The sequence below is a fragment of the Stenotrophomonas sp. SBJS02 genome (assembly GCF_020428325.2).
In the GTDB taxonomy this organism is placed as follows: Bacteria; Pseudomonadota; Gammaproteobacteria; order Xanthomonadales; family Xanthomonadaceae; genus Stenotrophomonas; species Stenotrophomonas africana.
In genome coordinates, this window is the sequence record NZ_CP109812.1 from 936794 (window position 1) to 962631 (window position 25838).

The 25838-nt window shown below is 66.8% G+C and carries 14 protein-coding genes and 3 pseudogenes; 6 read left to right on the forward strand and 11 right to left on the reverse strand.

All coding sequences use genetic code 11. The annotated features are described in order from the left end of the window. The first annotated feature begins 21 nt into the window (after positions 1-21). From folC to FQS62_RS04325, 5 genes and pseudogenes are all read left to right on the forward strand, one after another. Positions 22-1293: a bifunctional tetrahydrofolate synthase/dihydrofolate synthase gene (folC, locus tag FQS62_RS04305; protein ID WP_107379168.1), complete on the forward strand. Its 1272-nt coding sequence runs from the start codon at positions 22-24 to the stop codon at positions 1291-1293. Positions 1294-1374: 81 nt separating this feature from the next. After that, positions 1375-2415 carry an SPOR domain-containing protein gene (locus tag FQS62_RS04310; protein ID WP_099589168.1) on the forward strand — a complete coding sequence of 347 codons (1041 nt, stop codon included), beginning with the start codon at positions 1375-1377 and terminating at the stop codon, positions 2413-2415. A gap of 46 nt (positions 2416-2461) precedes the next feature. Beyond that, positions 2462-3242, forward strand: a pseudogene (locus FQS62_RS04315) (CvpA family protein). 30 nt (positions 3243-3272) lie between these two features. After that, entirely contained in the window at positions 3273-4739 is a 1467-nt protein-coding gene (gene purF, locus FQS62_RS04320) for an amidophosphoribosyltransferase (RefSeq protein WP_012510177.1), read from the forward strand. Between the two features lie 9 nt (positions 4740-4748). Next, positions 4749-5573 carry a ferritin-like domain-containing protein gene (locus FQS62_RS04325; protein ID WP_107379170.1) on the forward strand — a complete coding sequence of 275 codons (825 nt, stop codon included), beginning with the start codon at positions 4749-4751 and terminating at the stop codon, positions 5571-5573. Positions 5574-5641: 68 nt separating this feature from the next. Here FQS62_RS04325 and FQS62_RS04335 read toward each other — a convergent pair. Further along, positions 5642-7098, reverse strand: a pseudogene (locus tag FQS62_RS04335) (DUF2235 domain-containing protein). 226 nt (positions 7099-7324) lie between these two features. Here FQS62_RS04335 and FQS62_RS04340 point away from each other — a divergent pair. Beyond that, positions 7325-8578: a zinc-dependent metalloprotease gene (locus FQS62_RS04340; RefSeq protein ID WP_088479944.1), complete on the forward strand. Its 1254-nt coding sequence runs from the start codon at positions 7325-7327 to the stop codon at positions 8576-8578. An 87-nt stretch (positions 8579-8665) separates the two neighbouring features. Here the strand turns inward: FQS62_RS04340 and lpxH are convergent, their stop codons facing one another. The 10 genes and pseudogenes from lpxH to FQS62_RS04390 form a co-directional block, all read right to left on the reverse strand. Further along, positions 8666-9412 (reverse strand): UDP-2,3-diacylglucosamine diphosphatase, encoded by a 747-nt coding sequence (gene lpxH, locus FQS62_RS04345; protein ID WP_099589166.1) that lies wholly within the window; start codon positions 9410-9412, stop codon positions 8666-8668. A gap of 67 nt (positions 9413-9479) precedes the next feature. Then, positions 9480-10019: a phosphatase PAP2 family protein gene (locus FQS62_RS04350; RefSeq protein WP_049447227.1), complete on the reverse strand. Its 540-nt coding sequence runs from the start codon at positions 10017-10019 to the stop codon at positions 9480-9482. After that, positions 10000-11145, reverse strand: a complete 1146-nt coding sequence (locus FQS62_RS04355) for a glycosyltransferase family 4 protein (protein WP_099589165.1) — start codon at positions 11143-11145, stop codon at positions 10000-10002. Before FQS62_RS04355 ends, FQS62_RS04350 begins: the two co-directional genes overlap by 20 nt. Before the next feature lie 144 nt (positions 11146-11289). After that, a complete protein-coding gene (locus FQS62_RS04360; protein WP_100442682.1) occupies positions 11290-14214 on the reverse strand; it encodes a TonB-dependent receptor domain-containing protein in 2925 nt (974 codons plus the stop codon). 336 nt (positions 14215-14550) lie between these two features. Then, entirely contained in the window at positions 14551-17517 is a 2967-nt protein-coding gene (locus FQS62_RS04365; RefSeq protein ID WP_099589163.1) for a TonB-dependent receptor domain-containing protein, read from the reverse strand. A gap of 265 nt (positions 17518-17782) precedes the next feature. After that, complete coding sequence (gene ppx / locus FQS62_RS04370; protein ID WP_049447219.1) at positions 17783-19309, reverse strand: exopolyphosphatase; 1527 nt, start codon at positions 19307-19309, stop codon at positions 17783-17785. A 434-nt stretch (positions 19310-19743) separates the two neighbouring features. Beyond that, positions 19744-21831, reverse strand: a complete 2088-nt coding sequence (gene ppk1 / locus FQS62_RS04375) for a polyphosphate kinase 1 (RefSeq protein ID WP_208043034.1) — start codon at positions 21829-21831, stop codon at positions 19744-19746. Between the two features lie 4 nt (positions 21832-21835). Further along, on the reverse strand, positions 21836-23167 hold the full coding sequence (gene phoR / locus FQS62_RS04380) for a phosphate regulon sensor histidine kinase PhoR (RefSeq protein ID WP_049395717.1): 1332 nt from the start codon (positions 23165-23167) through the stop codon (positions 21836-21838). Between the two features lie 106 nt (positions 23168-23273). After that, positions 23274-23963: a phosphate regulon transcriptional regulator PhoB gene (phoB, locus tag FQS62_RS04385; protein ID WP_005408258.1), complete on the reverse strand. Its 690-nt coding sequence runs from the start codon at positions 23961-23963 to the stop codon at positions 23274-23276. A gap of 116 nt (positions 23964-24079) precedes the next feature. Then, a pseudogene (locus tag FQS62_RS04390) lies at positions 24080-25779 on the reverse strand (M48 family metalloprotease). Positions 25780-25838: the final 59 nt, after the last annotated feature.

Genomic DNA, 25838 nt, shown 5'->3' on the forward strand with positions numbered 1-25838 from the left:
GTACCTGTTGGAAGCACTGCCGTGACGAACACCCCGACCACCCTGGCCGATTGGCTGGATTACATTGAACGCCAGCACCCGGCGACCATCGACATGGGCCTGGAGCGCGTGCGCGCCGTGGCCACGGCGATGGGTCTTGGCGCGCCGGCCGGGCGCACCATCGTGGTCGGTGGCACCAACGGCAAGGGCTCCACCGTGGCCTTCATCGAGGCCATCGGCCGTGCTGCTGGTTGGAAGGTCGGCGCCTACACGTCTCCGCATCTGCTGCGCTACAACGAGCGTGTGCGCATCGACGGGCAGGACGTTGACGATGCGGCGCTGGTCGCCGCGTTCAACGCCATCGAGACCGCGCGTGGCGAGACCACGCTGACCTATTTCGAGTACGGCACGCTGGCTGCGCTGCAGCTGTTCGCCGACGCCGGGCTGGACCTGGCGGTGCTGGAAGTGGGCCTGGGCGGGCGTCTCGATGCAGTCAACATCGTCGATGCCGACGTGGCGGTGATCACCACCGTCGACATCGACCATGCCGAGTGGCTGGGCGAGGACCGCGAAGCGATCGGCGCCGAGAAGGCCGGCATCATCCGTGGCTGGAAGCCGGTGATCCTGGGCGAGACCGATCCGCCGTCCAGCGTGCTGGCGCGTGCCTATCTGGTGGGTGCCAACGCGATCCGCGGCGGCAGCGACTATTTCTACGAACCGATCGATGCCCAGCGCTGGCGCTGGCGGGATGTCGGCCTGCGCATGGAGCTGCCGACCCCGGCGCTGGCCGGCCCGATCCAGCTGGCCAATGCGGGCGCCGCCATCGCCGCTCTGCGCGCGCTGGACAAGCCGGTGCCGCGTGCGGCGTGGGCCGCCGGGATCGCGGCAGCGCGCATTTCCGGCCGCATGCAGGCATTCGAACGGGATGGCGTGCAGATCCGTGTGGACGTGGGCCACAACCCGCAGGCGGCGGGCCAGCTGGCGCGTGCGCTGAAGGCCGAAGTGTCAGCCGGCCGCACCCTGGCGGTGTACGCCGCGCTGCAGGACAAGGACGCGGTGGGCGTGGTGCAGGCGCTGCAGGATGTGGTGGGCGAGTGGACCCTGGCCGGGCTGGATGGCGCGCGTGGGCAGAGCGCCGCCCAGCTGCAGGCGCGCCTGACCGGCACGGCGGCGGCCAAGGCGCCGCTGGCCGACACCGTCGAACAGGCACTGGCGCAGGTGCTGGCCCAGGCCGAGCGCGGCGACCGCGTGCTGGTATTCGGCTCGTTCCATACCGCCGCTGCAGCCCTGCAATGGCTGCAGGGCGACGCCTGATCCGCGTTCAGCCAACGCCGACGCCGTCCGGTCCGGCACCCGTATAATCGACGGCAACCTCCGGACAGTTGCCTGCCTCACGTGGATACGCCTCTGAAACAGCGTCTGATTGGTGCCATCGTGCTGGTGGCGCTGGCCGTGATTTTCCTGCCGATGCTGGTCAAGGGACCCGCACCCGACAGCGGTGTGGCCAATGTGCCGATCGCCGCGCCGGATGCGCCCGCCGATGGCCAGTTCGAAACCCGCGAATTGCCGCTGGTCGCCCCGGCAGGCGGTGCCACCGGCCTGCAGACCGGTCAGGCCAAGCCGCTGGCAGATGCTGCCGCACCTGCCACCCCGCCGGTCGTGGACACTTCGCCGGCGGTCGCCGCCGGCAACTATGCGGTCACCTTCGGTGCCTACGGCAGCAAGGCCGATGCCGATGCCGTGATCGCCTACCTGAAGCGCTCGCAGCTGCCGGGCTTCACTGAAACCGCCACCATCAACGGCCGTCAGGCATGGCGTGTGCGGGTCGGGCCATATGCCGACCGCGCCCAGGCCGAGGCGGCCCGCCTGCAGGCGGTGAAGATCCGTGCGGATGTGAAGGCCGAAGTGATCACCCTGGATGCGTCGGCTGGCAGCAGTGCTCCCGTCGCGGCTACCCCGGCACCGGTTGCGCCGAGCGCCAGTACCCCGTCCGCAGCGACTGCGCCCTCGGCCAGCAGCAACCCGGTGCGCAGCGAAAGCCTGCCGCCGAGTACGCCGGTCGCGACCGCTCCGGCAGCCAAGCCCGAGCCGCCGAAGCCGGCGCCGAAGCCCGAAACCCCGAAGCCCGAGCCGAAGCCGGAGACCACCGCCAGCAAGCCGGCAACGGCCCCGGCCACGCCGGCAGCGCCGGCTGCCAGCGGCGTCGGCTTTGCTGTGCAGCTGGGCGCGTTCGGCCAGGCCAACGATGCCAATGCCCTGCGCGACAAGGTCCGCGCCGCCGGCTTCAGCGCTTTCGTCGAACAGGTGCGCACCGAAAAGGGCACCCTGCATCGCGTCCGCGTCGGGCCGGTGGCCAACCGCGGCGATGCCGAGCAGCTGAAGGCGCAGGTTGCCGCCAAGGTCGGCGTGGCCGGCATGGTGCGACCGCACCCATGACCCACGCGCAGCCTCGTTGCCAGCGCCGCCGAAGGAGCGGGGCGCCATGATCGACGTGGTGCTGCTGATCGTGATCGCCGCCTCGACCCTGCTGGGGATGCTGCGCGGCTTCGTGGGAATCGTCATCGGCACCCTGTCGTGGCTGCTGGCCGCGTGGGCTGCCTTCGCCTTCGGCAATGATGCCGCCCATTGGTGGGCCGCCCCGGCGGCCCCCGGTGGCGAACACTTCGTCGGTGGCTACCTGGGGGTCGGTATCGGCGTGATGATCGTGGTCGCGGTGATCGGCATGGTCATCAAGGCCCTGGTCCACCGCAGCATGCTGACCAGCCTGGACCGCCTGCTGGGCGGGGTGCTGGGCGCCGTGCGGGGCGGCCTGATCGCCGCGATCCTGCTGCTGCTGGGCAGTTTCACCCCGTTGACCGCCGAGCCCTCGTGGCAGCGCTCTGCGGTGCGCCCGCTGCTGAACCCCACGGTGGCCTGGATGAACAGCAAACTGCCGCACTGGGAGGTTCCCGGGGCCGATCTGCTGCCCAAGGCCTTGCCGACCGACGCCCTGTCCCCATCTGCATTGATGGAGTTGGGCAAGAACACAGGCGCCGGGTTGGGAAAGCCGGGCGCGGCAGGCGATAATGGCATCCTCAACCAGGTAGTGGCAGGCAGCGGATGGCTGCGGCCTGCGAAAGCGGAACAGGGCGACTCCTACGATCCGGCCGAAGTGCGCCCGGACGCTCCTGCACTGCCGGACAGTATCGAGCCGGGCGATCCGGCCAACGTCGACCGCAGGCGCGGCGACCACTAAAGGCCAGGCACGGCCACCTTCCTTGTAACTGGGCACCGCCCAGCGGAGACCTCGCACCATGTGTGGCATCGTCGGAATCGTCGGCAACCAGAACGTCGCCGGGCAGTTGTATGACGGCTTGACCGTCCTCCAGCATCGCGGCCAGGACGCGGCAGGCATCGCCACCGTCAACGGCAGCCGCCTGCGGGTGCAGAAGGCCACCGGCCTGGTCCGCGATGTGTTCGATGCCCGCACCATGTCCACACTGGAAGGCAGCGTCGGCATCGCCCATGTGCGCTACCCGACCGCCGGTTCGGAAGGCATGGACGAGGCGCAGCCGTTCTACGTCAATTCGCCGTACGGCATCGCGCTGGCCCACAACGGCAACCTGATCAATACCGAAGCCCTGCGCCAGCAGGTGTTCGAGCAGGACCGCCGCAATGTCAACACCGATTCGGACAGCGAAGTGCTGCTGAACGTGTTCGCCTACGAACTGGAACAGCAGCGCCAGCTGAGCCCGGAAGCCGCGATCCGCGCGGTGGCCGGCGTGCACCGCCGCTGCAAGGGTGGCTATGCGGTGGTCAGCGTGGTGCTGGGCCTGGGCCTGGTCGCCTTCCGCGACCCGCACGGCATCCGTCCGCTGGTGCTGGGCAAGCGCAGCCACGCCGAGGGCGATGAGTACATCGTGGCCTCCGAGTCGGCCGCGCTGGACGTGCTGGGCTTCCAGCGCGTGCGTGACGTGCAGCCGGGCGAAGCGCTGGTGATCACCGCGCGTGGCGAGCTGTTCTCGGAGATCTGCGCCGAGCCGGCCGAGCACACCCCGTGCATCTTCGAGTACGTGTACTTCGCACGCCCGGATTCGATGATCGACAACGTGTCGGTGCACAAGGCGCGCATGCGCATGGGCATCAAGCTGGGCGAGAAGATCCTGCGCCTGCGCCCGGACCACGACATCGACACCATCATCCCGATCCCGGATACCTCGCGCGACGCTGCGCTTGAGATCTCCAACGTGCTCGGGGTGAAGTACCGCGAGGGCTTCATCAAGAACCGCTACATCGGCCGCACCTTCATCATGCCGGGGCAGGGCGAGCGCGTGAAGTCGGTGCGCCGCAAGCTCAACCCGATCCATCTGGAGTTCCGCAACCGTGTGGTGCTGCTGGTGGACGACTCGATCGTGCGCGGCACCACCAGCCAGCAGATCGTGCAGATGGCCCGTGATGCAGGCGCGCGCAAGGTCTACCTGGCCAGCGCGGCGCCGCCGGTGCGCTACCCGAACATCTACGGCATCGACATGCCGGCGGCCGAAGAGCTGGTCGCGCACAACCGCACCGTGGAAGAGATCGAAGCCCACCTGGGCTGCGACTGGCTGATCTACCAGGATCTGGAAGACATGGAAGCGGCGGTGAGCGAGGGCAATCCGGCGCTGCGCAACTTCGATTCGTCCTGCTTCAACGGCCACTACCCGACCGGTATCGAGCCGGGCTACTTCGAACGCATCCAGCAGCTGCGTTCGGACGATGCCAAGCACAAGCGCCGCGCCTGAGGTCCAGGCGTGGTTGACGTGCCCGACGTTGGTGGCGACCTGCTGCGCGCTGCGCAGCAGTGCCTGGCCGAAGCCGACCCGCTGCGCAAGGTAGTGCTGACCCAGGCCTATGCCGCCGCGTTCCGTGCCGGCCGCCTGAAGGTGGCGGCCGATGCACCGCCGCCAGAGCCGATCCGCATGCCCGGCCGGCCGGCGCAGCTGGTGCTGGTGCATCCGCGTGAAGTGCCGCGGCGCGGACTGGGCGGCGTGGAAGGCCGTGCTGCCTTCATCCACGCCATCGCCCATATCGAGCTCAATGCGATCGACCTGGCCTGGGATGCGGTGTACCGCTTCCGTGGCCTGCCGTCGGCATTTCATGCCGACTGGGTCAGCTGTGCCGACGACGAATCGCGGCACTTCATGCTGCTGCGGGAGCGCCTGCAGGTGCATGGCCACGACTACGCCGACTTCCCCGCGCACAACGGCCTGTGGGAAATGTGCGAAAAGACGGCGCATGACGGCCTGGCGCGCATGGCGCTGGTGCCGCGCGTGCTGGAAGCGCGCGGCCTGGACGTGACACCGGGCATGATCGAGAAGCTGCGCAATGTCGGCGATGGCGAGACCGCCGACGTACTGGAAGTGATCCTGCGCGAAGAAGTGGCACACGTTGCCGCCGGCTCGCGCTGGTACCGCTGGTACTGCGATCGCGCCGGCGTCGAGCCGCGCGCACGTTTCAAGGAACTGCTGGTGGAGTACGCCGGCGGCTACCTGCATGGACCGTTCAACATCGAAGCGCGCCTGCTGGCCGGCTTTGATGCGGATGAGCTCGCCAACCTGGTTGAACAGGCCGGTTGAAGAAAAGGGGACGGAGGGGATTAAGTCGTTTGTGCCACAAACGACTTAATCCCCTCCGTCCCCTTTTTTCAGGCGTTCGGCAACACCACGCGCTTGCCATCCACCGTCGGCCGGTTGATGTAGAACAGGCCTGGACCCGGGCGGTACGGCAGTTCGCTGACGCCGGCATCGGCGGCGTAGGTCAGTGCGGTGTCGCCCAGTGCATCGAAGTTCCAGTGCGCCGACTGCATCAGGTAGCGCCGCCGCAGCAGCGCCTCCTGTGTCTGCGTCAGCGGCTGCCCGGCCACCAGGCGCCGTGCGATCGGCTGCAGGGCGGACGGCAGCTCCCAGCCGGCACTTCGGTTGCATTGGCAGTCCATTGCACGCCGGCATCGATGGCCTGCTGCTGCATCACCTGCAGTGCGATCAGCTGGTAACGCCAGTCGATGCGCCGACGCAGCACCACCGCGGCGGTCACATACAGCACCGGTGACAACAGCACGCTGCGGCTGCCGGCGCGACGCTGCTGTTGCCATTGGTGCCAGACATCCACCCAGACTTCCTTTTGGTCCACGCCCAACTGCTGGCGCCAGCGTTCGGCATCGGCCTGCGTTTCGGCGTAGGCCGTGGTGGCCTTCAGCATCGCCAACGGCGGGATCTGGTAGTCGGCAACGGCGGGGCGGCGCAGCTGCTGGCGGCGTGGGCGGCTGAGCAGCTTGGGGCCTTCTTCCAACTGGTTGTAGCCGCCCCCGATGTTGGCGTGCACACCGGGCAGGGCGATCTCGGTGAATGGCGGCGCCACGCTCGTCAGCGGATAGTGCTGGCGATGTTCATCGCGCGCGGTGAGCTGCACTACGCGGGTGGCGATGCCACTGCGCAGAGCCAGTTGTGGCTGTTCATCAGCGCGGCCGCCATTGACCGCGACCACGGTGTCGAACAGACCCATGAAGCGAAGCACCGGTATGGCGGGTGCGAAGTCGGTTGCATAGCCAAGGCCTGAGGCCTGCAGCAGCTGGCGCCAGTGCGCGCTGTCCCAGTCCTGCAGCTGGTTGGCGATGTCACGTGCCGCGGCAGCGCCTCGCGAAAACCCGAACAGATCCAGCTGCACGCCACGCAGCGGCTGCCGCCAGCGCTTGGACAGTTCCGCCAGCGCGGCCGGCAACAGCACCTGCAGCGCGCGCTGCACTTTCGCCCGCACGCCGCTGGCACCGATACCGAAGGCCAGCCCGATCAGATCGTCGTCGGCGTCATCGCGGGTACCCACGCCTTCCACGTAGATCGACAGCGAAGGCGTGGCCATCGCATCGCGGCGGCTGTCCGGATACAGCTGCTGCAGGCGGGCAATGTTGGTCAGGCCGTTGTCGTAGCTGCTGGTCAGCCGGCTCTGGTAGGTCGAATCGTCATCCGCGCGCAGCTGCGCTGGGCGTGGTTGCGGCAGCTGGGGTCGACCACGCGCCAGGTTGTGTGCGTTGTTGCGGGTGCCATCGAAGAACAGGCCGATCCGCAGCAAGCCGACATCTTCGTCCATGTCCTGCGATGGTGCCATGTGCATGTCCCGTCGTGGCTGTGTCACGGTAGCGCGAAAGCGGTGTATTGGCGAAGTGTAGTGACGCTTTTGACCTTACTTAACGCAAATGCGGTGGATCACAGTTCCTGATTTTCATTCCCATCCTCTATTGAATTCACACGGCCCGCGCAGGCCATATGGCCAAACCCGGCAAACCCCGGGCGTGCTGCATCAACGCTGTTCACATCATTCAAGGAGCGACGCAATGTTGTCCAGATCGATTGGCAAAGCGGCAGGTGGCGTGGTGTTGGGTTTGTCGGTGGCAGCGGCCGCGCACGCGGCACCGTTGTTCGAGCCGGTGACGGTCATCAGCCGGGCATCGGCCAACAGTGAGCCCGCGCTGGGCAAGCTGCTGGCCACCCCGTCCACGGCGACGGTACAGGAGGTGCGTGTCGATGCTGCTGCCACCGCGCAGCCGCAGCTGGAGTTCGAACTGCTTGGCCAGCGCGTGCAGGCGGTGCGCAGCAAGGTTGAAGCACTGCCTGATGGCGGCAGTATCTGGTACGGCCAGTTCCGCTCACCCTCGGACAAGCTGACCGCCGCCACGTCCAACGGCCAGGACGATCCGGGCAATTCGCTGATCCTGGTGCGCTCGGGCAACACCATCACCGGTTCGATCCGCAAGGACGGCAAGCTGTATCGCCTGCGCCCGCTGGGCAACCGCCATGTACTGGTGGAAGTGGATGAATCGCGGATGCCTGCCGATCATCCGGCCGACTACAACCAGCTGCCGAAAATCCCGATGGGCAACAACGATCGCATCGGCATCGCGCAGGCCTCGTCCGGTAGCCCGGCCACCATCCGCGTGCTGGTGGTTGCGACCAATGCAGCAGTAACGGCTTATGGCGGCAACATGCAGTCGCTGGTGCAGCTGGCGGTGGCCGAATCCAACCAGGGTTATGTCAACAGCAACGTCGGCATCACCATGGAACTGGCCCGCTACGAGACCACCAACTACACCGAATCGGGCAGCTTCGATACTGATCTCGCGCGCTTCCGTGGCACCAGCGACGGCTACATGGACAGCATCCACACCAGTCGAAACACCTACACGGCAGACGTGGGCGTGCTGCTGATCAACAACACGGCGTACTGCGGCCTGGCGTCGGGGATCGGCTCGACGGCGTCAACGGCGTTCGCTGCGGTGTACTGGGATTGCGCAACCGGCTATTACTCGTTCGCGCACGAGATCGGCCATCTGCAGAGCGCGCGGCATGACATCGCCACCGACTCGAGCACCTCGCCCTACGCCTATGGCCACGGCTATCGCTACGAGCCAGCCACCGGCACCGGTTGGCGCACGATCATGGCCTACAACTGCACCCGTAGCTGCCCGCGCCTGAACTACTGGTCCAACCCGAACATCAGCTACAACGGCATCCCGATGGGCAATGCCAGTACCGCCGACAACCAGCGCGTGCTGGTCAATACCAAGGCCACCATCGCGGCCTTCCGCTGAGGCCAAGTGCCGACCAGCGGCGGCGTCTACCCGGGTGTGTGCACCTGCCCTGGTAGACGCCAACCTTGGTCGGCACCCTGCGATCCATCATTGGCGCGCGAGCGTATCCAGCGACCAGCCGCCGGCATCCACGCGCAGCACCGATCCCTGCTCGTACCAGTCGCCCAGCACGATGCGGTTGCAGGTGCGGCCACCGGCCTGCAGCGTGTGCACCGCCGGGCGATGGGTGTGGCCGTGGATCATGGTGTCCACGCCATGGCGCACGAAGGTGGCATCGACTTCGGCCGGAGCCACATCGGTCACGGTCTCGAACTGCGCACGATCGCCCTGCTTCATTTCCGACTGGCGAGCCTGGCTGGCGTCGCGTGCCTTCTGCGCGAAGGCGATGCGCGCGGCCAGCGGCTGCGACAGGAACTGCGCCTGGAACACCGGGTCGCGCGTCTGTGCACGAAACTGCTGGTAGGGGATGTCGTCCGTGCACAGCAGGTCACCGTGCTGCAGCAGCACCGGGCGACCGTACAGGTCAATCACGCATGGGTCGGGCAGGATGCGCAGGCCGGCACGGCGCGCATAGTCTTCACCGAGCAGGAAGTCGCGGTTGCCGCGGATGAAGTACACCGGCACGCCGCCGTCGGAGAGTACCTTCAGTGCGTCGGCCACCGCATCGGCGGCAGGCGAGGGCGTGTCGTCGCCGATCCAGGCTTCGAACAGGTCGCCGAGGATGTACAGCGCATCGGCGCCGGGCGCCTGTTCGCGCAGGAAGCGCAGGAACAGGTCGGTGATCTCCGGACGGCTGGGGTCCAGATGCAGGTCGGAAATGAACAACGTCGTCATACGGGCATTCTAGGGCATCCACCGCCGGGCATGGCCCGGCGCTACCGGAGGGATCTGACCCCGGGGGTCACACCGGCAGCGGCAACCAGGCCAGGCTGGCCGACGCCAGCAGCACCGCGATGCCCGTCGCGGCCAATACGTCGCTGGGATAATGCAGGCCCAGCACCACGCGCGACAGTGCGACGCCGGCGGTGAACGGCACCAGCAGCGGAGCCAGCCACGGGTAGTAGGCCAGTGCCACGATGGTGAACGACACCGCGTGCAGAGTGTGCCCGGAGGGGAAGCTGAACTCGTCCAGCGGTGCCACCCACGCGCGGATGCGCAGGTCGGCCGCATACGGGCGCGGGCGCCGGGTCCAGCGCTTGAGGCCCTTGTACAGCAGCAACGCGGCCAGACCGGTGGCGGCCATGTGCACCGACGCGCGCAGGCCGTCGAAGCCATCGAGCAGCACCAGCGCGCCCATCAGCACATACCAGAACACGCCATCACCGAGCCGGCTGATGACAGCGAACAGGCGACGCACGCGGCGGCGGCGACAGTAGTGGTTGGCCCGCCGGCACAGGCGTGCTTCGCGGTCGGCCAGCAGTTCAAGCGGCGTGGTGCGCATGGCCGCTCCTCCGCGACTGCGCCAGTTCGGCCAGCAGGGCATCGAATTCCGCCACCACCTGCTGCGGATGCAGGCGCTTCATCGCGCGTGCGGCATTGCTGCCCAGCGTCTGGCGCTGCGCGTCATCGGCGGCCAGCTGCACGGCCGCTTCGATGAACTGCTCATCGGTGTCCACCGCCGCGCCATTTTCGCCATTGCGCAGGTACTCGCGGGCAGCGCCATAGTCGAAGGCCACGGTTGCCACGCCACTGGCCATGCTTTCGAGGGTCACGTTGCCGAAGGTCTCGCTGCGGCTGGGGAACAGGAACAGGTCGCCGCTGGCGAAATGCCGGGCAAGCGCGTCACCCCGCTGGATGCCGCAGAAGATGAAGTCGGGGTTTTCATGCGCCAGTTTTTCGCGCGCAGGGCCATCACCCACCCACACGAAGCGGGCCTTGGGACGGATCTGCTGCAGGCGGCGGAATGCCTTCACCGCCAGGCCAAGGTTCTTTTCCGCGGCGATGCGGCCGACGTAGATCGCCACCAGGCCGTTGCCGTCCACACCCCATTCCTCGCGCAGCGCTGGGTCGCGCCGACCCGGATCGAACTGCTGGCTGTCGACCGCACGTGCCAGCAGGCGTACGCGTTCGAAACCCTGTTCACCGAGGAACTGCTGCAGTTCGCGGGTGGGCACCAGGGTTGCATCGGCCTGGTTGTGGAAGCGACGCATCCAGCGCATCGCGGCCGCCTGCAGCCAGGCCACACCGTAGTCGGGTAGGTATTCGTCGAAGCGGGTGTGGAAGCCACTGGCCACCGGAATGCCGAGGCGCCGTGCAGTGCGCACGGCCGACCAGCCCAGCGGGCCTTCGGTGGCGACATAGACGGCATCCGGGCGTTGCTGCTGCCAATGGCGGCCGAGCCGGATCGGGGCCGGCAGCCCGAAGCGCAGGCCGGGGTAACGCGGCAGGGCGGCGCCGGGAACCAACAGGGTGCCCGCTGCAGAGTCCAGCGCTTCACTGGCCTGTCGCGGGCGGATCAGGTCGATCTCGTGGCCGGAGTTGCGCAGTCCCTGTTCCAGCCCCTGCACGGTCAGGGCAACGCCGTTCACTTCCGGCGGGTAGGTCTCGGTGACGATGGCATAGCGCATGGCGGGCCTCCGGGTTTCCGGCATGCTCGGTGCTGGCGATGTAGCCGATATGACCGCTTTGCGACCGCCGGATGACGCGCCCCCGGGCCATGCGCCACCACGGCCCCGGAGGGCCGTGATGGGCAATGCTGGCAGGGCGGTGGATCAGAAGCGCTGCTGGTATTTCATGTAGATGAAACGGCCGATGTCGAAGCCGCCGTAGTAGGAGAAGTTGGAGCTCGGCTGGCTGTACATGACCGGTCCCTGGCGACCGAACACGTTGTTGGCGCCGATCGAGACGGTCGCATCCCACGGCAGGCTGTAACGCGCCTGCACGTCGTGGAAGGTGACCGATCCGCGACGGTTGTAATCACGCGTGCCGCTGAACCACGGTGCGCGCTGGTCGGGGTGCGAACACTCGTTCGGATACTCATCAACGCCCAGGCAGCGCTCCTTGACCGCAGAGAAGTAACGCAGGCCCCAGGTCAGACCGAGGTTGCCATGTTCCCAGCCCAGCGATGCGTTGGAGCGCACGCGGAAGCCGATGCCATCGTCGGTGGCGATGCCATTGCTGGGAACCGGCGGCACATCCGCCTCGTTGGTGGTGCGCTCCACCGCGGCAACCACATAGGTGGTTTTCCAGTCTGCGCTCAGCGTGCCCCAAGGCGTTTCGACCTTGTGGCCGACCTCCAGGTCATAGCCTTCGGCCTGGCGGAAGCCACTGTTGCGACTGCCGTACCTGAGCTTGTTGACGATGCCCAGCTCCGGGTCACGGGTGAAGCTGCTGCAGCGCTCGGCAATGCCCAGTTCGTAGCAGTCGCGGAGGATGGCGTTGGGATGGTCGGAGACGATCGTGTTCTCGATGCGGATCTTCCACCAGTCCAGCGCAATGTGCAGCCCTTCAGCGAATGTCGGGCTCCAGACCAGGCCCAGGGTGCGGCTGGTCGAGGTTTCCGGCTTCAGGTCGGGATTGGAGCCGTTGGTGAAGGGCACCGGCGTCTGCCCGCTGCTGCCGGTGATCGGTTCGTTGCCCTGGCCGAGCTGGCGGTAACTTTCCGCGTTGGTGATGTCGGCAGCGCAGCGGGCACGCACCTCCGGGCTGCTGGCGGCCGCGCCGTACACGCTGTCGCAGGGATCGCGGAAGCCGGTGGTGAAGGTTTCCGAGCCGCCGCCGTAGAGGTTGGAGATGGTCGGTGCACGGAAGCCCTGCGCCCAGGTACCACGGACCAGCAGCTGATCGATCGGCTTCCAGCTGAAGCCGAACTTGCTGTTGAGGGTTCCGCCGAAGGTGGAATAGTCCGAGTAGCGCGTCGCTGCATTGAGCGTCAGCTCGCGCGCACCGGCGAGGTCGCGCAGCACCGGCACGCTCAGCTCCAGATAGGCCTCGTCGACGCGGTAGCCACCGCCGGTGGGGCCTGCGGCGAGGTTGGTGGTGGCCCCGGTCTGCGCCAGCGCGTCGGGAATGAAACGACCGTCCTCGCGGCGGCTCTCGGCGCCCACGGCAAAGCCCAGTTCCCCTGCGGGCAGTGTGGCGAGGCTTCCACTGAGACTGGCGAACAGGCTGCGGGTGGTGGTGCGGCCACGAGTGAGTTCTTCGGGGAACAACCAGTCCTGCAGTTCCTTGTTGCCGGTCAGGCCATAGGGATCATCCTGGCCATACGGCACCAGCGGATTCCACGGCTTGCAGCCGGCAATCGGTGCTCCCGGGGTGCCGCATTCAACCTTGCCGGTTTCCGGGTTGAAGAACGAGGGGCCAGTGGCATCGGCCACGCGCTGCTTGTGCAGGTTGCCGGTGGCACGCTGGGTCAGCTCGCTGCGGTTGTACTGGTAGCCGGTTTCCCAGTCGAAATCCCGGCCGCCGAGTTCGAAGCTGCCTTCAAAGGCAGCAACGCCCTGCCAGGTGGTCAGTTCGCTGGTGCTGACCCGCGGAACCTCCCAGGTGCGGCGGTTCCAGTGCACATCGCTGGGGTTGCCATAGCCGTGGTGGCTGCCGAACGGGTTGAACCAGCTGTCGGCGGACATCGGCGTGATGCCGGCTGCGCCGGACTGGAACGGATAGCCGGCGACCTGGCGCGTAGTGGTGCGCCGGTTGTAGGACAGCTGGGTATTGAAGCGGACCTGGTCGTTCAGATCCACGCGCGCGTCGACGAAGATCGAGTCACGCTTGATCGGCGTCTGCAGGTGCATCTGCTCGTTGCTGTTGCTGACATCACCGGTGAACGGCGTGTTGTCACTGAGGTGGAAACTGTCCGGCCCGCCCGGCTGGCTGCCGCGATCGAGCGAATAGCTGCAGCCACGGGCGCTGCTGCAGCCCGGGCCCCTGAAGCCGACGATGCGCCCCCACTGGCCGACCGTGGTCCAGCCATCGTCCGGATGGCGGTCGGTATAGGTGTAGGCGCTGAAGCCGCGGTCCTTCGCCCACACACCCTTTTCTTCGACGTGCTCGGCCGCGACGCTGATCGAGGCGCGGTCATTCGACCAGCCGGCAACCACGTCGTACTGGGTACGGGCGCCATCGCCTTCGCTGTACTGGCCGTGGTAGACGCTGGCGGTGACACCTTCAACGTTGCGGCGGGTGATGATGTTGACCACGCCGGCCATCGCGTCGGCGCCGTAGATGGCCGAGGCGCCGTCCTTGAGCACTTCCATGCGCTCGACGGCGGCTGCGGGAATGCTGGAAATGTCCTGGTACCCGCTGGTGGTCATGCCCAGGCGCTTGCCGTTGACCAGCACCAGGGTGCGCTGTGCACCGAGGCCGCGCATGTTCACATAGCTGCCGCCCGCGGCTTCGCCCGCACTGAGCGGGCTGGCACGGCTCAAGGCCGGGCTGCCGGTTGCGGTCAGGTTCTGCAGGATGTCGGCAACGGAGTTGAAGCCCTGCCGCTCGATGTCGGCGCGGCTGATGGTCAGCACCGGCTGTGCGGTTTCCAGATCGACCTGGCGGATGCGCGAGCCGGTGATCTCGATGCGGTCCAGCGTGGTGGCTTCCGGTGCCTGCTGGGCGAGTGCCGGTGTGGCCAGTGCTGCGGTTGCCGTCATCGTCAGTGCACGACGGATCGCCAACCCCAGTTCGGGAATACGGATGGTCATGGGTCTCTCTCTCGGTCTTCGAAGTCTTCGGAACACAGCCAGGCGGGGCTGCGTCAATCCCACCGCGATGGTGGACGTTCGAACCTAGTGAAGACCGGTGCGGAGACGTATGGGGAAACGACGAAAGCACCATAGACAGTCGTGACGCTTCTGCACAAAGCAGAAGTAAATCAATCGATTGCTCCAAGCAGTGGCAGTGCAGCAAAAGCAGCGCAGAGGACCGTGCCTCTGATTGAACGCCTCAAGGTCAATGTGGAAAGCGACAGTCTGCGCGGGGCAGAAAAAAACCACGGCCCCGAAGGGCCGTGGTCGTCGAGATTCCGCAGTGCGGATGGATCAGAAGCGCTGCTGGTACTTCATGTACATGAAACGACCGATGTCGTAGCCACCGTAGTAGGAGAACGACGAGTTCGGCTTGCTGTACATCACCGGAGCTTCCTTGCCGAACACATTGTTCGCGCCCACCGAAACGGTGGCATCCCACGGCAGGTTGTAGCGGAACTGCACGTCGTGGAAGGTCACCGCACCGCGCTCGTTGTAAGCGGTCGGCGACTTCAGCCACGGAGCCAGGAAGGTCGGATCGGAGCACTCGTCCGCATACCGCGAGGCGTTGAGGCAGCGCTCCTTCACACCGGAGTAGTAGCGTGCCGTCCAGCTGACGCCGAAGTCACCCACGTCCCAGCCCAGCACCAGGTTCGAGCGCACGCGGAACGCAAGGCTGGTGGCGGTGCCGATGGTGTTGGCAACGCCGTTGATCGGCGTGATCGCTTCGCGGACATCATTGGTGGAGCGGTAGACGTTCTTGCTCACATAGGTGCTGGTCCAGCCCGCGCTCAGCTTGCCGTAGCTGGTGTCGACGCGGTAGCTGACATCCAGGTCATAACCTTCGGTCTCGGCGAAGCCGGCGTTGCGGTTGCCGAACTTCAGGCCGGTGACGATGCCGTTGGACGGGTCGCGGGTGAAGCGGCTGCAGCGCGATTCAATGCCCTGCTCATAGCAGTCCCTCAGGATCTGGTTCGGGCTGTCACCGACGATGGTGTTGTCGATGCGGATCTTCCACCAGTCCAGCGCCACGTTGAAGTTGCTGATGAAGGTCGGGCTCCACACCAGGCCCAGCGTCTTGCTGGTCGAGGTTTCCGGAACCAGCAGCGGGTTCGAGCCGGACACGAACGGCGTCGGGGTCGCATCCTGCGCCGTCGTTACCGGCGTGTTGCCCTGCTTCAGCTGGCGGAAGTTGGCGGCATCGGCGATGTCACGCGCGCAGCGCGAGCGGACTTCGGCACTGCCCTTGGCCGAGCCGAACACGGTGTCGCACGGATCGCTGAACTGCGCGAAGGTTTCCGAACCGCCACCGTACAGATCGTTGATGGTCGGTGCGCGGAAGCCTTCCGCCCAGGTACCACGGACCAGCAACTGGTCGATCGGCTTCCACTTGAAGCCGAACTTGCTGTTGAGCGTGTTGCCGAAGGTGTTGTACTTGGAATAGCGGGTGGCGGCATTGAAGCTCAGCTCGCGCGCGCCGGGCAGGTCGGCCAGCACCGGCACGTTGAGCTCCAGATAGGCTTCCTTCACGTTGTAGCTGCCACCGGTCGGGCCCGCGGCCAGGTTGGTGGTGGCGCCGGTCTGGGCCAGGGCATCGGGCGTGTAGCGGCCGTCTTCCTTGCGGCTTTCCACGCCGAAAGCGAAGCCCAGGTCGCCGGCCGGCAGGGTCATGATGCTGCCGGACAGGTTGGCGAACGCGTTCTTGGTGGTGGTGCGGCCGGTGGTGTGCTCCGCCGGGAACAGCCAGGCCATCAGCGCTTCATTGCCGGTCAGTCCGTTGGGATCGGTCTTGCCGTAAGGCACCAGCGGATTCCACGGCATGCAGCCGTCGATCACCGCACCCGGACGGCCGCACACCACTTTGCCGGTGGCCGGATCCAGGAACGACGGACCCACGGCGTCACGCACGCGCTTCTTGTGCAGGTTTCCGGTAGCGGTGGCGGTCAGCTCGTTGCGGTTGTACTGGTAGCCCACGTCCCAATCGAAGTAGCGCTGACCGATCTCGAACGTGCCATCCAGCGACACTACCGCGCGGTAGGTCTTCAGTTCGCTGGTGCTCACGCGCGGGATTTCCCAGGTGCGGCGGTTCCAGGCCACATCGGTTGGCTTGGCATAGCCGTGCTGGTTGCCGAACGGATTGAAGTAGCTGTCCTTGGACATCAGGCCGGTGGCGGTCGGGTCACCCGAGATCGACACCGAGCTGGACTGCAGCGGGTAGCCTGCAATCTGGCGCTCTGCCGAACGCTTGTTGTAGCCGAATTCGGTGCGCAGGTTGACCTGGTCGGTGATCTTGAAGCGACCGTCGAAGTACACCGAATCACGCTTGAGCGGATACATGACGTGCATCTGTTCGTTGGCGTTGCTGACGTCGCCGGTGAACGGAGTCGCGTCGGTCAGGTGGTAGTTGGCCGGGTTGGTCGGGTCGGCGCCGCGGTTGAGCGAGTAGCCGCAACCCTGACTGGTGTTGGTGCAGCCGGGGCCACCCTTCAGGCCGGTCACCTGGCCCCACTGGCTCAGCGTGGTCCAGTTGGAGGCATCGTCCGGGTGGCGGTCGCTCACGCCGTACTTGCTGAACCAGCGGTCCTTGGCCCAGACGCTCTTTTCTTCGGAATGTTCCAGTGCCAGGGTCAGCGAAACGCGGTCATTGCTCCAGCCGCCGACCACGTCGAAGCGGTCACGGGCGCCGTCGCCTTCGCTGTACTGGCCGTGGTAGACGTTGGCGGTCACGCCGTTGACGTTGGAACGGGTGATGATGTTGATCACGCCCGCCATCGCGTCGGAGCCGTAGATGGCCGACGCGCCGTCCTTCAGCACTTCGATGCGCTCCACCGCCGACACCGGCAGCGAGGACACGTCCTGCAGGCCCGAGGTGCTGATGCCCAGGCGCTTGCCGTTGACCAGCACCAGGGTGCGCTGCGCACCCAGGTTGCGCATGTCGATGTAGGTGCCGCCGGTGTTTTCGCCCGAGCTCAGTGCGTTGGCGCGGCTGATCGCCGGGCTGCCCATGGCGGTGACGTTCTGCAGGATGTCGGCCACCGAGCTGAAGCCCTGGCGCTCGATGTCCACGCGGGTCATTGCCAGCACCGGCTGGGAGGTCTCCACATCGACCTGGCGGATGCGCGAACCGGTGATTTCGATGCGATCCAGATTGGTCGGCGATGCGCTGCCGCTGTCCTGGGCGAAGGCCGGCAGCGCGGCCAGGGCGGTGGTCGTCACCAGGGCGTGGGCAATGGCCTTGCCCAACACGGTACGTGAAGTCATTACGTTCTCTCTCTCTCAAAGACGTAGGGAGATGCCCAAAAAAGCACCCAATTGCCCAGCGGAAATGCGCCGGCGACCCAATACTAGTCTCGGTAGTTAAGAGTTTGTAAATAGACTATGTCGAAATAATTCACCACGTATCGTTGATGTGATGAAAATGTGAAGGAAATCGCGGGGTTGCAGATAACCTGGTCTATAACGACGACGGGTTGATGCTGCGGTGCAGCGCGGATTGCGCGCGGGCCGGGCGTCGTCCCGGTCCGGATCAGGCCACGAACGGCCGGAACTGGATGCCCAACCCTGCAATGCCGTCGGTCTCGCCGATCAGGTCCGCGCGCAGCAGAGGGCGGGCATCGATGAAGGCCTGCGGCACAATCAGCGACAGGCGGTTGTCGTCGGCGGTCAGTTCCAGCGCCGGCAGCGGGGCGTCCTCATGGGCGCGATTGAGCAGCACCGCCAGCCGCAGCAGGGCGGCCAACCGGCGTGCGGTCAGCAGCAGGCGCTCGGGCAGGGCGTCGAAGGCGGTCTTGGTCACGCTGCGACGGTGGCTGCGCACCAGGGCGGCCAGCATCTGCTGTTCCTGCCGCGAGAAGCCGGCGATATCCGAGTGCTCCAGCACATAGCTGCCATGCACGTGGTAGCCGCTGTGGGCAATCATCAGGCCCAGTTCGTGCAGGCGCGCAGCCCAGCCGAGCATGCGCGCGTCGTCGGCATCGAGCCGCCAGCGTTCCTGCACCTGCTCCAGCAGTGACAGGGCGGTGTCCTGGACGCGATCGGCCTGCACGGTATCGATGCCGTAGCGCTGGCTGAGCGCCGCCACCGATTCATCGCGCAGGTCGTTCTCGCCAGCGCGGCCGACGATGTCGTACAGGATGCCTTCGCGCATCGCTGCCTTGCTGACCAGCAGCTTCTGCAGGCCCAGCGCCTGGAAGGCGGCTTCCAGCACCAGGATGCCGCCGGCGATGATCGGACGACGGTCGCTGGACAGGCCCGGCAGCTGGATGTCGTCGATCTTCTTTGCCTTCAGCAGTTCGTCGCGCAGTTGCGGCAGCGCCTCGGCGGTGATCGCGCCCTTGCTCAGCTTCATCGTCGCGCAGATCTCGCTGATCGCCTTGTGCGTGCCCGATGAGCCCAGGGCTTCCTGCCAGCCCAGCGCGCGGTACTTGCTGGCGAAGGGCTGGAACTCGCGGCCGATCTCGGCCAGCGCATCCTTCCAGCGCTTCTTGCTCAGCTTGCCGCCGGGGAAGAAGCGTCGGGTGCTGGCGATGCAGCCGGCCTGAAGGCTTTCGCGCTCCAGGGTCTGCATGCCCATGCCAATGATGAATTCGGTGGAGCCGCCGCCGATGTCGATCACCAGCCGGCGCTGGCCGGGCTTGGGCGGTTGCGCGTGGGCCACGCCCAGGTAGATCAGGCGCGCTTCCTCGCGACCGCTGACCACTTCGATGGCATGCCCCAGTGCGGTTTCGGCTGGAACCAGGAACGACTGCGGCGAGCGCAGCTGGCGCACGGTGTTGGTGGCCAGTGCGCGTACCCGGTGCGGCGGCACGTTGCGGATGCGCTGGCCGAAGCGGGCCAGGCATTCCAGCGCGCGCTGCCGCGCGGCGGAGGAGAGCCCACCTTTGCCGTCCAGGCCATCGGCCATGCGCACGGTCTCGCGCAGGCGGTCGATCACCCGCAGCTGGCCGAGCGTGTAGCGCGCGATGACCATGTGGAAACTATTGGAGCCAAGGTCGATGGCGGCCAGCAGGTCGCCATCCTGCAATGCGGGCGGAGTCGTGGTGGTATGCGGCATGGACGAATGTTAGCCGAAGGGGCGGTGTGCTCGTCACCGCGCGGCCTTCACATTTTGTGGGTGGAGTGCGGCAGGGCTGCGCCCTGCACCCGCAGAGGCAACGTCAACGTCAACGTCAAAAGCGGGGTATCCGTGGGATGGCGGGGTGGGTCCGCTTGCGGGGGGCGGCGCAAGTACGTCCATGTAGCCTCGGTCGCGCTTGCTCGTGTGCGCTGTCGTGCGCACACGGCAAGACCGGGGTTGGTCCTGCCCAACCCGCCCGAGGCATGCCTCGGGCCCATGGCGTTCACGCCCCCGCAACCGGACCCACCCCGCCTTCGACAGAATTCCGCTGCTGTTGGTAGGTGCCGACCGTTGGTCGGCACTGATCCAGTCCCGACTAGAATCGGTGCCTACCGCTCCTGGTAGGTGTCGACCTTGGTCGACACACCGGGTTACAGCCCCTGCATCAATGCCATCTGCGCAGAATGCGGGGCTTCGTCGTGTGCCGGGGCACGCTTGTGGTAGATGCCGTCGGCATCCAGTTCCCAGGCGTTGAGGTTGTCGTCCAGATAGTTCTGCAGGACTTCGCGGTAAACCCGCTTGGACAGCTCCGGGTCGAGGATCGGGAAGCAGGTCTCGACACGGCGCAGCAGGTTGCGCTCCAACCAGTCGGCGCTGGCACAGTACATCTCCGGTGCCCCGTCGTTGCCGAACCAGTAGACGCGGCTGTGTTCCAGGAAGCGGCCGACGATCGAGCGCACGCGGATGTTGTCCGACACGCCCGGCACGCCCGGGCGCAGGGTGCAGGCGCCGCGGATGATCAGGTCGATCTGCACGCCGGCCTGCGATGCGGCGTACAGCGCGCGCACCACCTGCGGTTCGTTCAGGGCGTTCATCTTGGCGATGATGCGCGCTGGGCGGCCGGCGGCGGCGATGCGCGTTTCGCGCTCGATGCGACCGAGGATGCCGGTGTGCAGGGTGAAGGGCGACTGCAGCAGCCGCTTGAGCTTCATCTTCGAGGCCAGCCCGGACAGCTGCTGGAACAACAGGTGCACGTCGTTGCCGATGTCCGCGTCGGCGGTGATCAGGCTGATGTCGGTGTACGCGCGGGCGGTACCGCTGTGGTAGTTGCCGGTGCCCAGGTGCACGTAGCGGCGCAGCTTGCGGCCTTCGCGGCGCACGATCAGCAGCATCTTGGCGTGGGTCTTGTAGCCGACCACGCCGTACACCACCTGCACGCCGGCTTCCTGCAGGCGATCGGCCAGGCCCAGGTTGGCTTCTTCGTCGAAGCGTGCGCGCAGCTCGACCACCACGGTCACGTCCTTGCCGTTGCGCGCGGCTTGGATCAGGGCATCGACAATCAGCGAATCCTTGCCGGTGCGGTACAGGGTCTGCTTGATCGCCAGCACGTTGGGGTCGATCGCCGCCTGCCGGATCAGGTCCAGCACCGCCGTGAAGGCATCGAACGGGTGGTGCAGCAGCAGGTCCTGGCGCGCCGCGGTCTCGAAGATGCCGTCGCTGTCGCGCAGCGTGCGCGGGGTCATCGGCGGGTATTTCAGGTCCGGCTGCGCGATCAGGTCGTACAGCTGGATGATGCGGTTGAGGTTGACCGGGCCGTCGATGCGGTACACCGCGTTCTCGGTCAGGCCGAAGTTCTGCAGCAGGGTGCGCACGATGTCGCGCGGCATGTCCTGCGCGATTTCCAGGCGCACCGCCGGCCGGTAGCCACGGTCGACCAGTTCGTCGCGCAGTGCCAGCGCCAGGTTTTCCACTTCTTCCTCGTCCACCACCAGCTCTGAGTTGCGGGTGACGCGGAACTGGTAGGCACCCTGGACTTCCATGCCCGGGAACAGCTCATCGACAAAGGTCGACAGCACCGAGGACAGGAACACGAAGTTCTGCGGGCCGCCGAGCTTCTCCGGCAGCTGGATGATGCGCGGCAGCGAGCGCGGTGCACGCACGATCGCCAGATGGCCGGCGCGGCCGAAGGCATCGGTGCCCTTCAGCACCACCACGATGTTCAGTGATTTGTTGAGGATCTTCGGGAACGGATGCACCGGGTCCAGGCCCAGCGGCGACAGCACCGGCATGATCTCGTTGCGGAAATAGGCGCGCAGCCAGCGCCTCTGCCGATCGGTCCAGGAATGGCGACCGAGCACGCCGATGCCGGCCTCCATCAGCGCCGGGCGCAGCGTCTCGTTCCAGCAGCGGTACTGCTGGTCCACCAGTTCGGCGGCGCGGTCGTGGATGGCATTGAGGATGGCCTGCGGGCTCATCCCGTCCGGCGCGGGCGGCAGGCCGAATTCCTGCGCATGGCGCACGGCGGCGGCACGGATCTCGAAGAACTCGTCGAGGTTGGTGCAGGAGATGCACATGAAGCGCAGGCGCTCCAGCAGCGGCACCTGCGGGTCCATCGCCTGCGCCAGCACGCGGAAGTTGAAATCCAGCTGCGACAGTTCGCGGTTGATGTAGAGCGCCGGGTCGCGCAACGGATCGTTGTCCGGGCTCACGGGGAGGGGGAGGGATCCGAGGCTGCTCATGGCGTCAATCTTCGATGGAAGTCAGGGGGGCGGACTCGCGCGGGCGCACGTGGTCGGCATCGAAATGGCAGGAGAACACCGAGCCCTTGCCGACCTCGCTTTCAATCTCCAGCCGCGCGTGGTGCAGGCCGAGGATGTGCTTGACGATGGACAGGCCCAGGCCGGTACCGCCGCTTTCGCGGGAACGACTGCTGGAGACACGGTAGAAACGTTCGGTCAGGCGTGGCAGGTGGGTGGCCGGGATGCCGTAGCCGGAATCGCGCACCGCCAGCACCGCGCCATCGCCTTCGCGGCGGAACTCGACCGCGATGCGGCCGCCGGCGGGCGTGTAGCGCACTGCATTGGTGACCAGGTTGGAGAAGGCGCTGTGCAGCTCCTTGGTCGATCCCTGCAGGTCGACGCCGGCCAGGTCGTCGATGCTGATCTGGTGGCGGCCCTGGCTGTGCGCTTCGGCTTCGCGGCGCAGAGTGGCCAGCATCGGCTGCATGGCCACGGTCTCTTCTTCGCTGTGTTCCTGCGATTCGAGGCGTGACAGCGTCAGCAGGTCTTCCACCAGCTGGGCCATGCGCTGGCTCTGCTTGCGCATTTCTTCCAGCATTGGTCCGGTGCCCGGGAAATCCTCCGGGTCCATCATGTCCAGGTAGCCGTGGACCACGGTGAGCGGCGTACGCAGCTCGTGTGAAACGTTGGCCACGAAATCGCGGCGCACCTGTTCCAGGCGTAGCAGCTTGCTGACGTCGCGGGCGATCAGCAGCCAGTAGTCCGACGAATAGGGAATCAGGCGCAGGTTCAGGCGGATCGCCGGATCGACCGGCGAAGGCACATCAAGGATCGGCTCGGCATTGCGGCCACCGGCCAGCCAGTGCGCCAGCGGCATCGGCTGCAGGCGCTCGACCAGGGCTTCGCCAAGGTCGCCCGGATGATGCAGGCCAAGCAGGGCGGTGGCCGCTTCGTTGAACCACTGCACGCGCTGGCTGTTGCGGTCCAGCACCACCACGGCATCGGGCAGCGCGGCGGCGGCAGCGCGGTAGCTGCGCAGCATGTCCAGCAGGCGGCGCTTGCGCACGCGCATTTCCACCTGGTTGCGGTACAGCAGGCGGTCCAGCTCGTTCCAGACGCCGGTGCCTTCCTCGGCGGTGTCCCAGCGCTGGCGCGCGGTCAGCCGGCGCAGCACGCTGCGCAGCCGCCAGTAGTGCCAGGCCAGGGTGGCCAGCGCGCCCAGTGCAATGCACAGCCACAGATGCCCCGAGAGCCACCCCACCAGTCCGGCGAACAGCAGTACCGCGGCAACGGTGGCCAGGGTCTTCAACCAGGCAGAGCGGATGTGGCGGGGCATTGCGATCTCGTCGTTGAGGTGCGGCGGTTCACTGGGGTGAACCGAGGGTTATAGCAGAGTTGCCGGCGCCGGCACCCGCGGGTGCGTGGCGCCGGCACGACGAGACTCAGGTGGCGGTGGAGAAGCGGTAGCCGGCGCCGCGCACGGTCTGCACCATGTTTTCGGCGTTGAACGGCTCCAGCGTTTTGCGCAGGCGGCGGATGTGCACGTCGATGGTGCGCTCCTCCACGTACACGCTGCCGCCCCACACATGGTCCAGCAGCTGGGCGCGGGTGTAGACGCGCTCGGGGTGGGTCATGAAGAAGTGCAGCAGGCGGTATTCGGTCGGGCCGATCGGCACCGGCTGGTCGTTGGCGAACACGCGATGCGCGGCGCCGTCGATGCGGATCGGGCCGACCGCCACGCTGCCGTCCTCGTCGTCCTCGCGGGCGCGGCGCATGACCGCACGGATGCGGGCCAGCAGTTCGCGCGCCGAGAACGGCTTGACCACGTAATCGTCTACACCGGCCTCGAGGCCGCCGACGCGGTCGTTTTCCTCGCCACGGGCGGTCAGCATGATGATCGGCACTTCGCGGGTCAGGGTTTCCTTGCGCCAGCGGCGGGCCAGGTCCAGGCCGCTGGTGCCGGGCAGCATCCAGTCCAGCAGGATCAGATCGGGAACCCGGTCGGCGATCGCGGTCTGGGCCTCACGGGCATCGCCGGCGTGGACCGGTTCGTAATCGCCCTTGCGAAGGGCGAAGGCGACCATTTCACGGATCGCGGGCTCGTCATCGACGATCAGGATGCGTTTCTGCACGAGGACACCGTAGGGCTCGGTTACTGGAGTGGTGCCAGTAGACTACGGTTTGATGACATGTTTGTGACTACCGGGCCGGAACCGGCATGGATTGCCATCGACCGGTCATGCAGCGCTCAGCGGCGGTCCAGATCCGGGTCCTGCACGCCCTGGCGGCGCAGTTCCAGCACGGTGGGCGTGATCGCTTCGATGCGTGCGTCCACCCGGGCCCGGCCGACATAGTCCAGTGCCGGGTTGCGCTTGAGCGCCTGCAGCTGCATCAGCGATTGTTCCGGGCGGCCGCTGAGGAAGGCCGCCTCGGCATAGGCTTCGCTGGCGCGCACGCTGTCACCGGCCAGTTCGCTGGCGCGGGCGTACCGCTGCTGGAAGACCGGATCGTTACCACTTTGCGACAACAGCGGCCGCAGCATCGCCTGCGCACGCTGGCCGGCCTCGCGGGTGCCCTGTTCGTTCAGGATCTCGGCATAGGTCAGTGCCACCGGACGGCTGTTGGGGTGCTCGCGCAGCAACTGTTCGAAACGGCTGTTGGCCTGCGCGCCCAGTCCGGCACGCGATTCGGCCTCGCCCAGCCCCAGTGCCAGCCACAGGTTGTCCGGTCGGGTCTGCAGCAGGCTGGCCAGGGTCTGCCGGGCCTGCGTGGCGCCGCTGCGGCCGCCGCGCATGATCGCCAGGGCCTGGCCGTAGCGCTGGGCGTCGTTCAGGCCATCCTTCTGCCGCTTGGCCAGATCGGCATACTCGCGTTCCAGTTCAGGGGTGGAATCAGCGCTGAGCACACGCAGGCGCTCGCGCGCCCAGTCGAAGTCACCGCTGGCGCCGCGGGCGAGCTGGCCCATCGGAATGCGCAGCACGCTGCTGGGCAGCAGCGGGTTGTTTCCGCGCAGCATCGGCTCGGCCAGGCTCGGGTCGGCCGGATCGACCCGCTCCCTGCGCTCGCCACTGGGGGTGCTGGTGGTCAGCAGCACCGTGTCCTTCTTCATCTGCTCGGCGCGGGCCTTGGCCTCGCTGATGCGGGTGATGTTGACCGGATGGGTCCGCAGGAATCGGGCACGCTGTAGCCGCCCTCGTTGCCGCGCATCGCCGAGGCCATCCGCTCGAAGAAGCCGGCCATGGCATCCACGTCGTAGCCGCTGCGCGAGAGGGTGCGGATGCCGAGGCGGTCGGCCTCGGACTCGTTGGAGCGGGTGTAGTTGATCTGCCGCTGCTGCATCAGGCCCATGCCGGAGCTGATCGCGGCCATCGTCGCGTTGCCGGAGGAGGTGCTGTTGCTGGCCTGCGCGGCCACCACCGCCGCCAGCATGCCGAGCAGGATCGGGATCTGGTCGCGTTGGGCACGCTCGACCCCGCGCAGCACGTGCTGCTGGGTGACGTGGGCGATTTCGTGGGACAGCACCGCAGCCACCTCGTCCTCGCGCTCGGCGGTCAGCACCAGGCCGGCATTGACCCCGATGTAGCCGCCCAGCGTGGCGAAGGCGTTGATCTGGCGGTCCTTCATCACGAAGAAGGTGTAGGGCTGGCGCGGCTGGTCGCTGTTGGAGCCGAGGCGGGTGCCCATGGTCTGCAGCCAGTCGTTGACCAGCGGATCGTCCAGCAGGTAGCCATAGTTGCGCAGCTCGCGCAGCATCATCGCGCCGTATTCGGCTTGCCGGGCCGGAGTCAGCAGCTCGCCGGCCGACGAGCCGATGTCGGGCAGCTTCTCCTGGGCCTGGGCCAGCGGCATGGCCAGGGCCAGGGTGACGGCGGTAGTCAGCAGCAGGGCTCGCAAGCAGGAGGTCCTCGGGCGGGGCGCGCCAAGCGTGGCAGGGCAGGGGGCAACCATTCGTTAATCCACAGTGTTGCGGCCGTGGCGTGGAATTTCCAGCGCACCGGTACCATATG

Coding starts and splice junctions, on each gene's coding strand:
- FQS62_RS04350 (WP_049447227.1), bottom strand. CDS start 10,019: ATGCGCACCACGCCGCTTGAACTGCTGGCCGACCGCGAAGCACGCCTG.
- FQS62_RS04360 (WP_100442682.1), bottom strand. CDS start 14,214: ATGACCATCCGTATTCCCGAACTGGGGTTGGCGATCCGTCGTGCACTG.
- FQS62_RS04365 (WP_099589163.1), bottom strand. CDS start 17,517: ATGACTTCACGTACCGTGTTGGGCAAGGCCATTGCCCACGCCCTGGTG.
- phoR (WP_049395717.1), bottom strand. CDS start 23,167: ATGCCCCGCCACATCCGCTCTGCCTGGTTGAAGACCCTGGCCACCGTT.
- FQS62_RS04340 (WP_088479944.1), top strand. CDS start 7,325: ATGTTGTCCAGATCGATTGGCAAAGCGGCAGGTGGCGTGGTGTTGGGT.
- purF (WP_012510177.1), top strand. CDS start 3,273: ATGTGTGGCATCGTCGGAATCGTCGGCAACCAGAACGTCGCCGGGCAG.
- lpxH (WP_099589166.1), bottom strand. CDS start 9,412: ATGACGACGTTGTTCATTTCCGACCTGCATCTGGACCCCAGCCGTCCG.
- FQS62_RS04355 (WP_099589165.1), bottom strand. CDS start 11,145: ATGCGCTATGCCATCGTCACCGAGACCTACCCGCCGGAAGTGAACGGC.
- ppx (WP_049447219.1), bottom strand. CDS start 19,309: ATGCCGCATACCACCACGACTCCGCCCGCATTGCAGGATGGCGACCTG.
- ppk1 (WP_208043034.1), bottom strand. CDS start 21,831: ATGAGCAGCCTCGGATCCCTCCCCCTCCCCGTGAGCCCGGACAACGAT.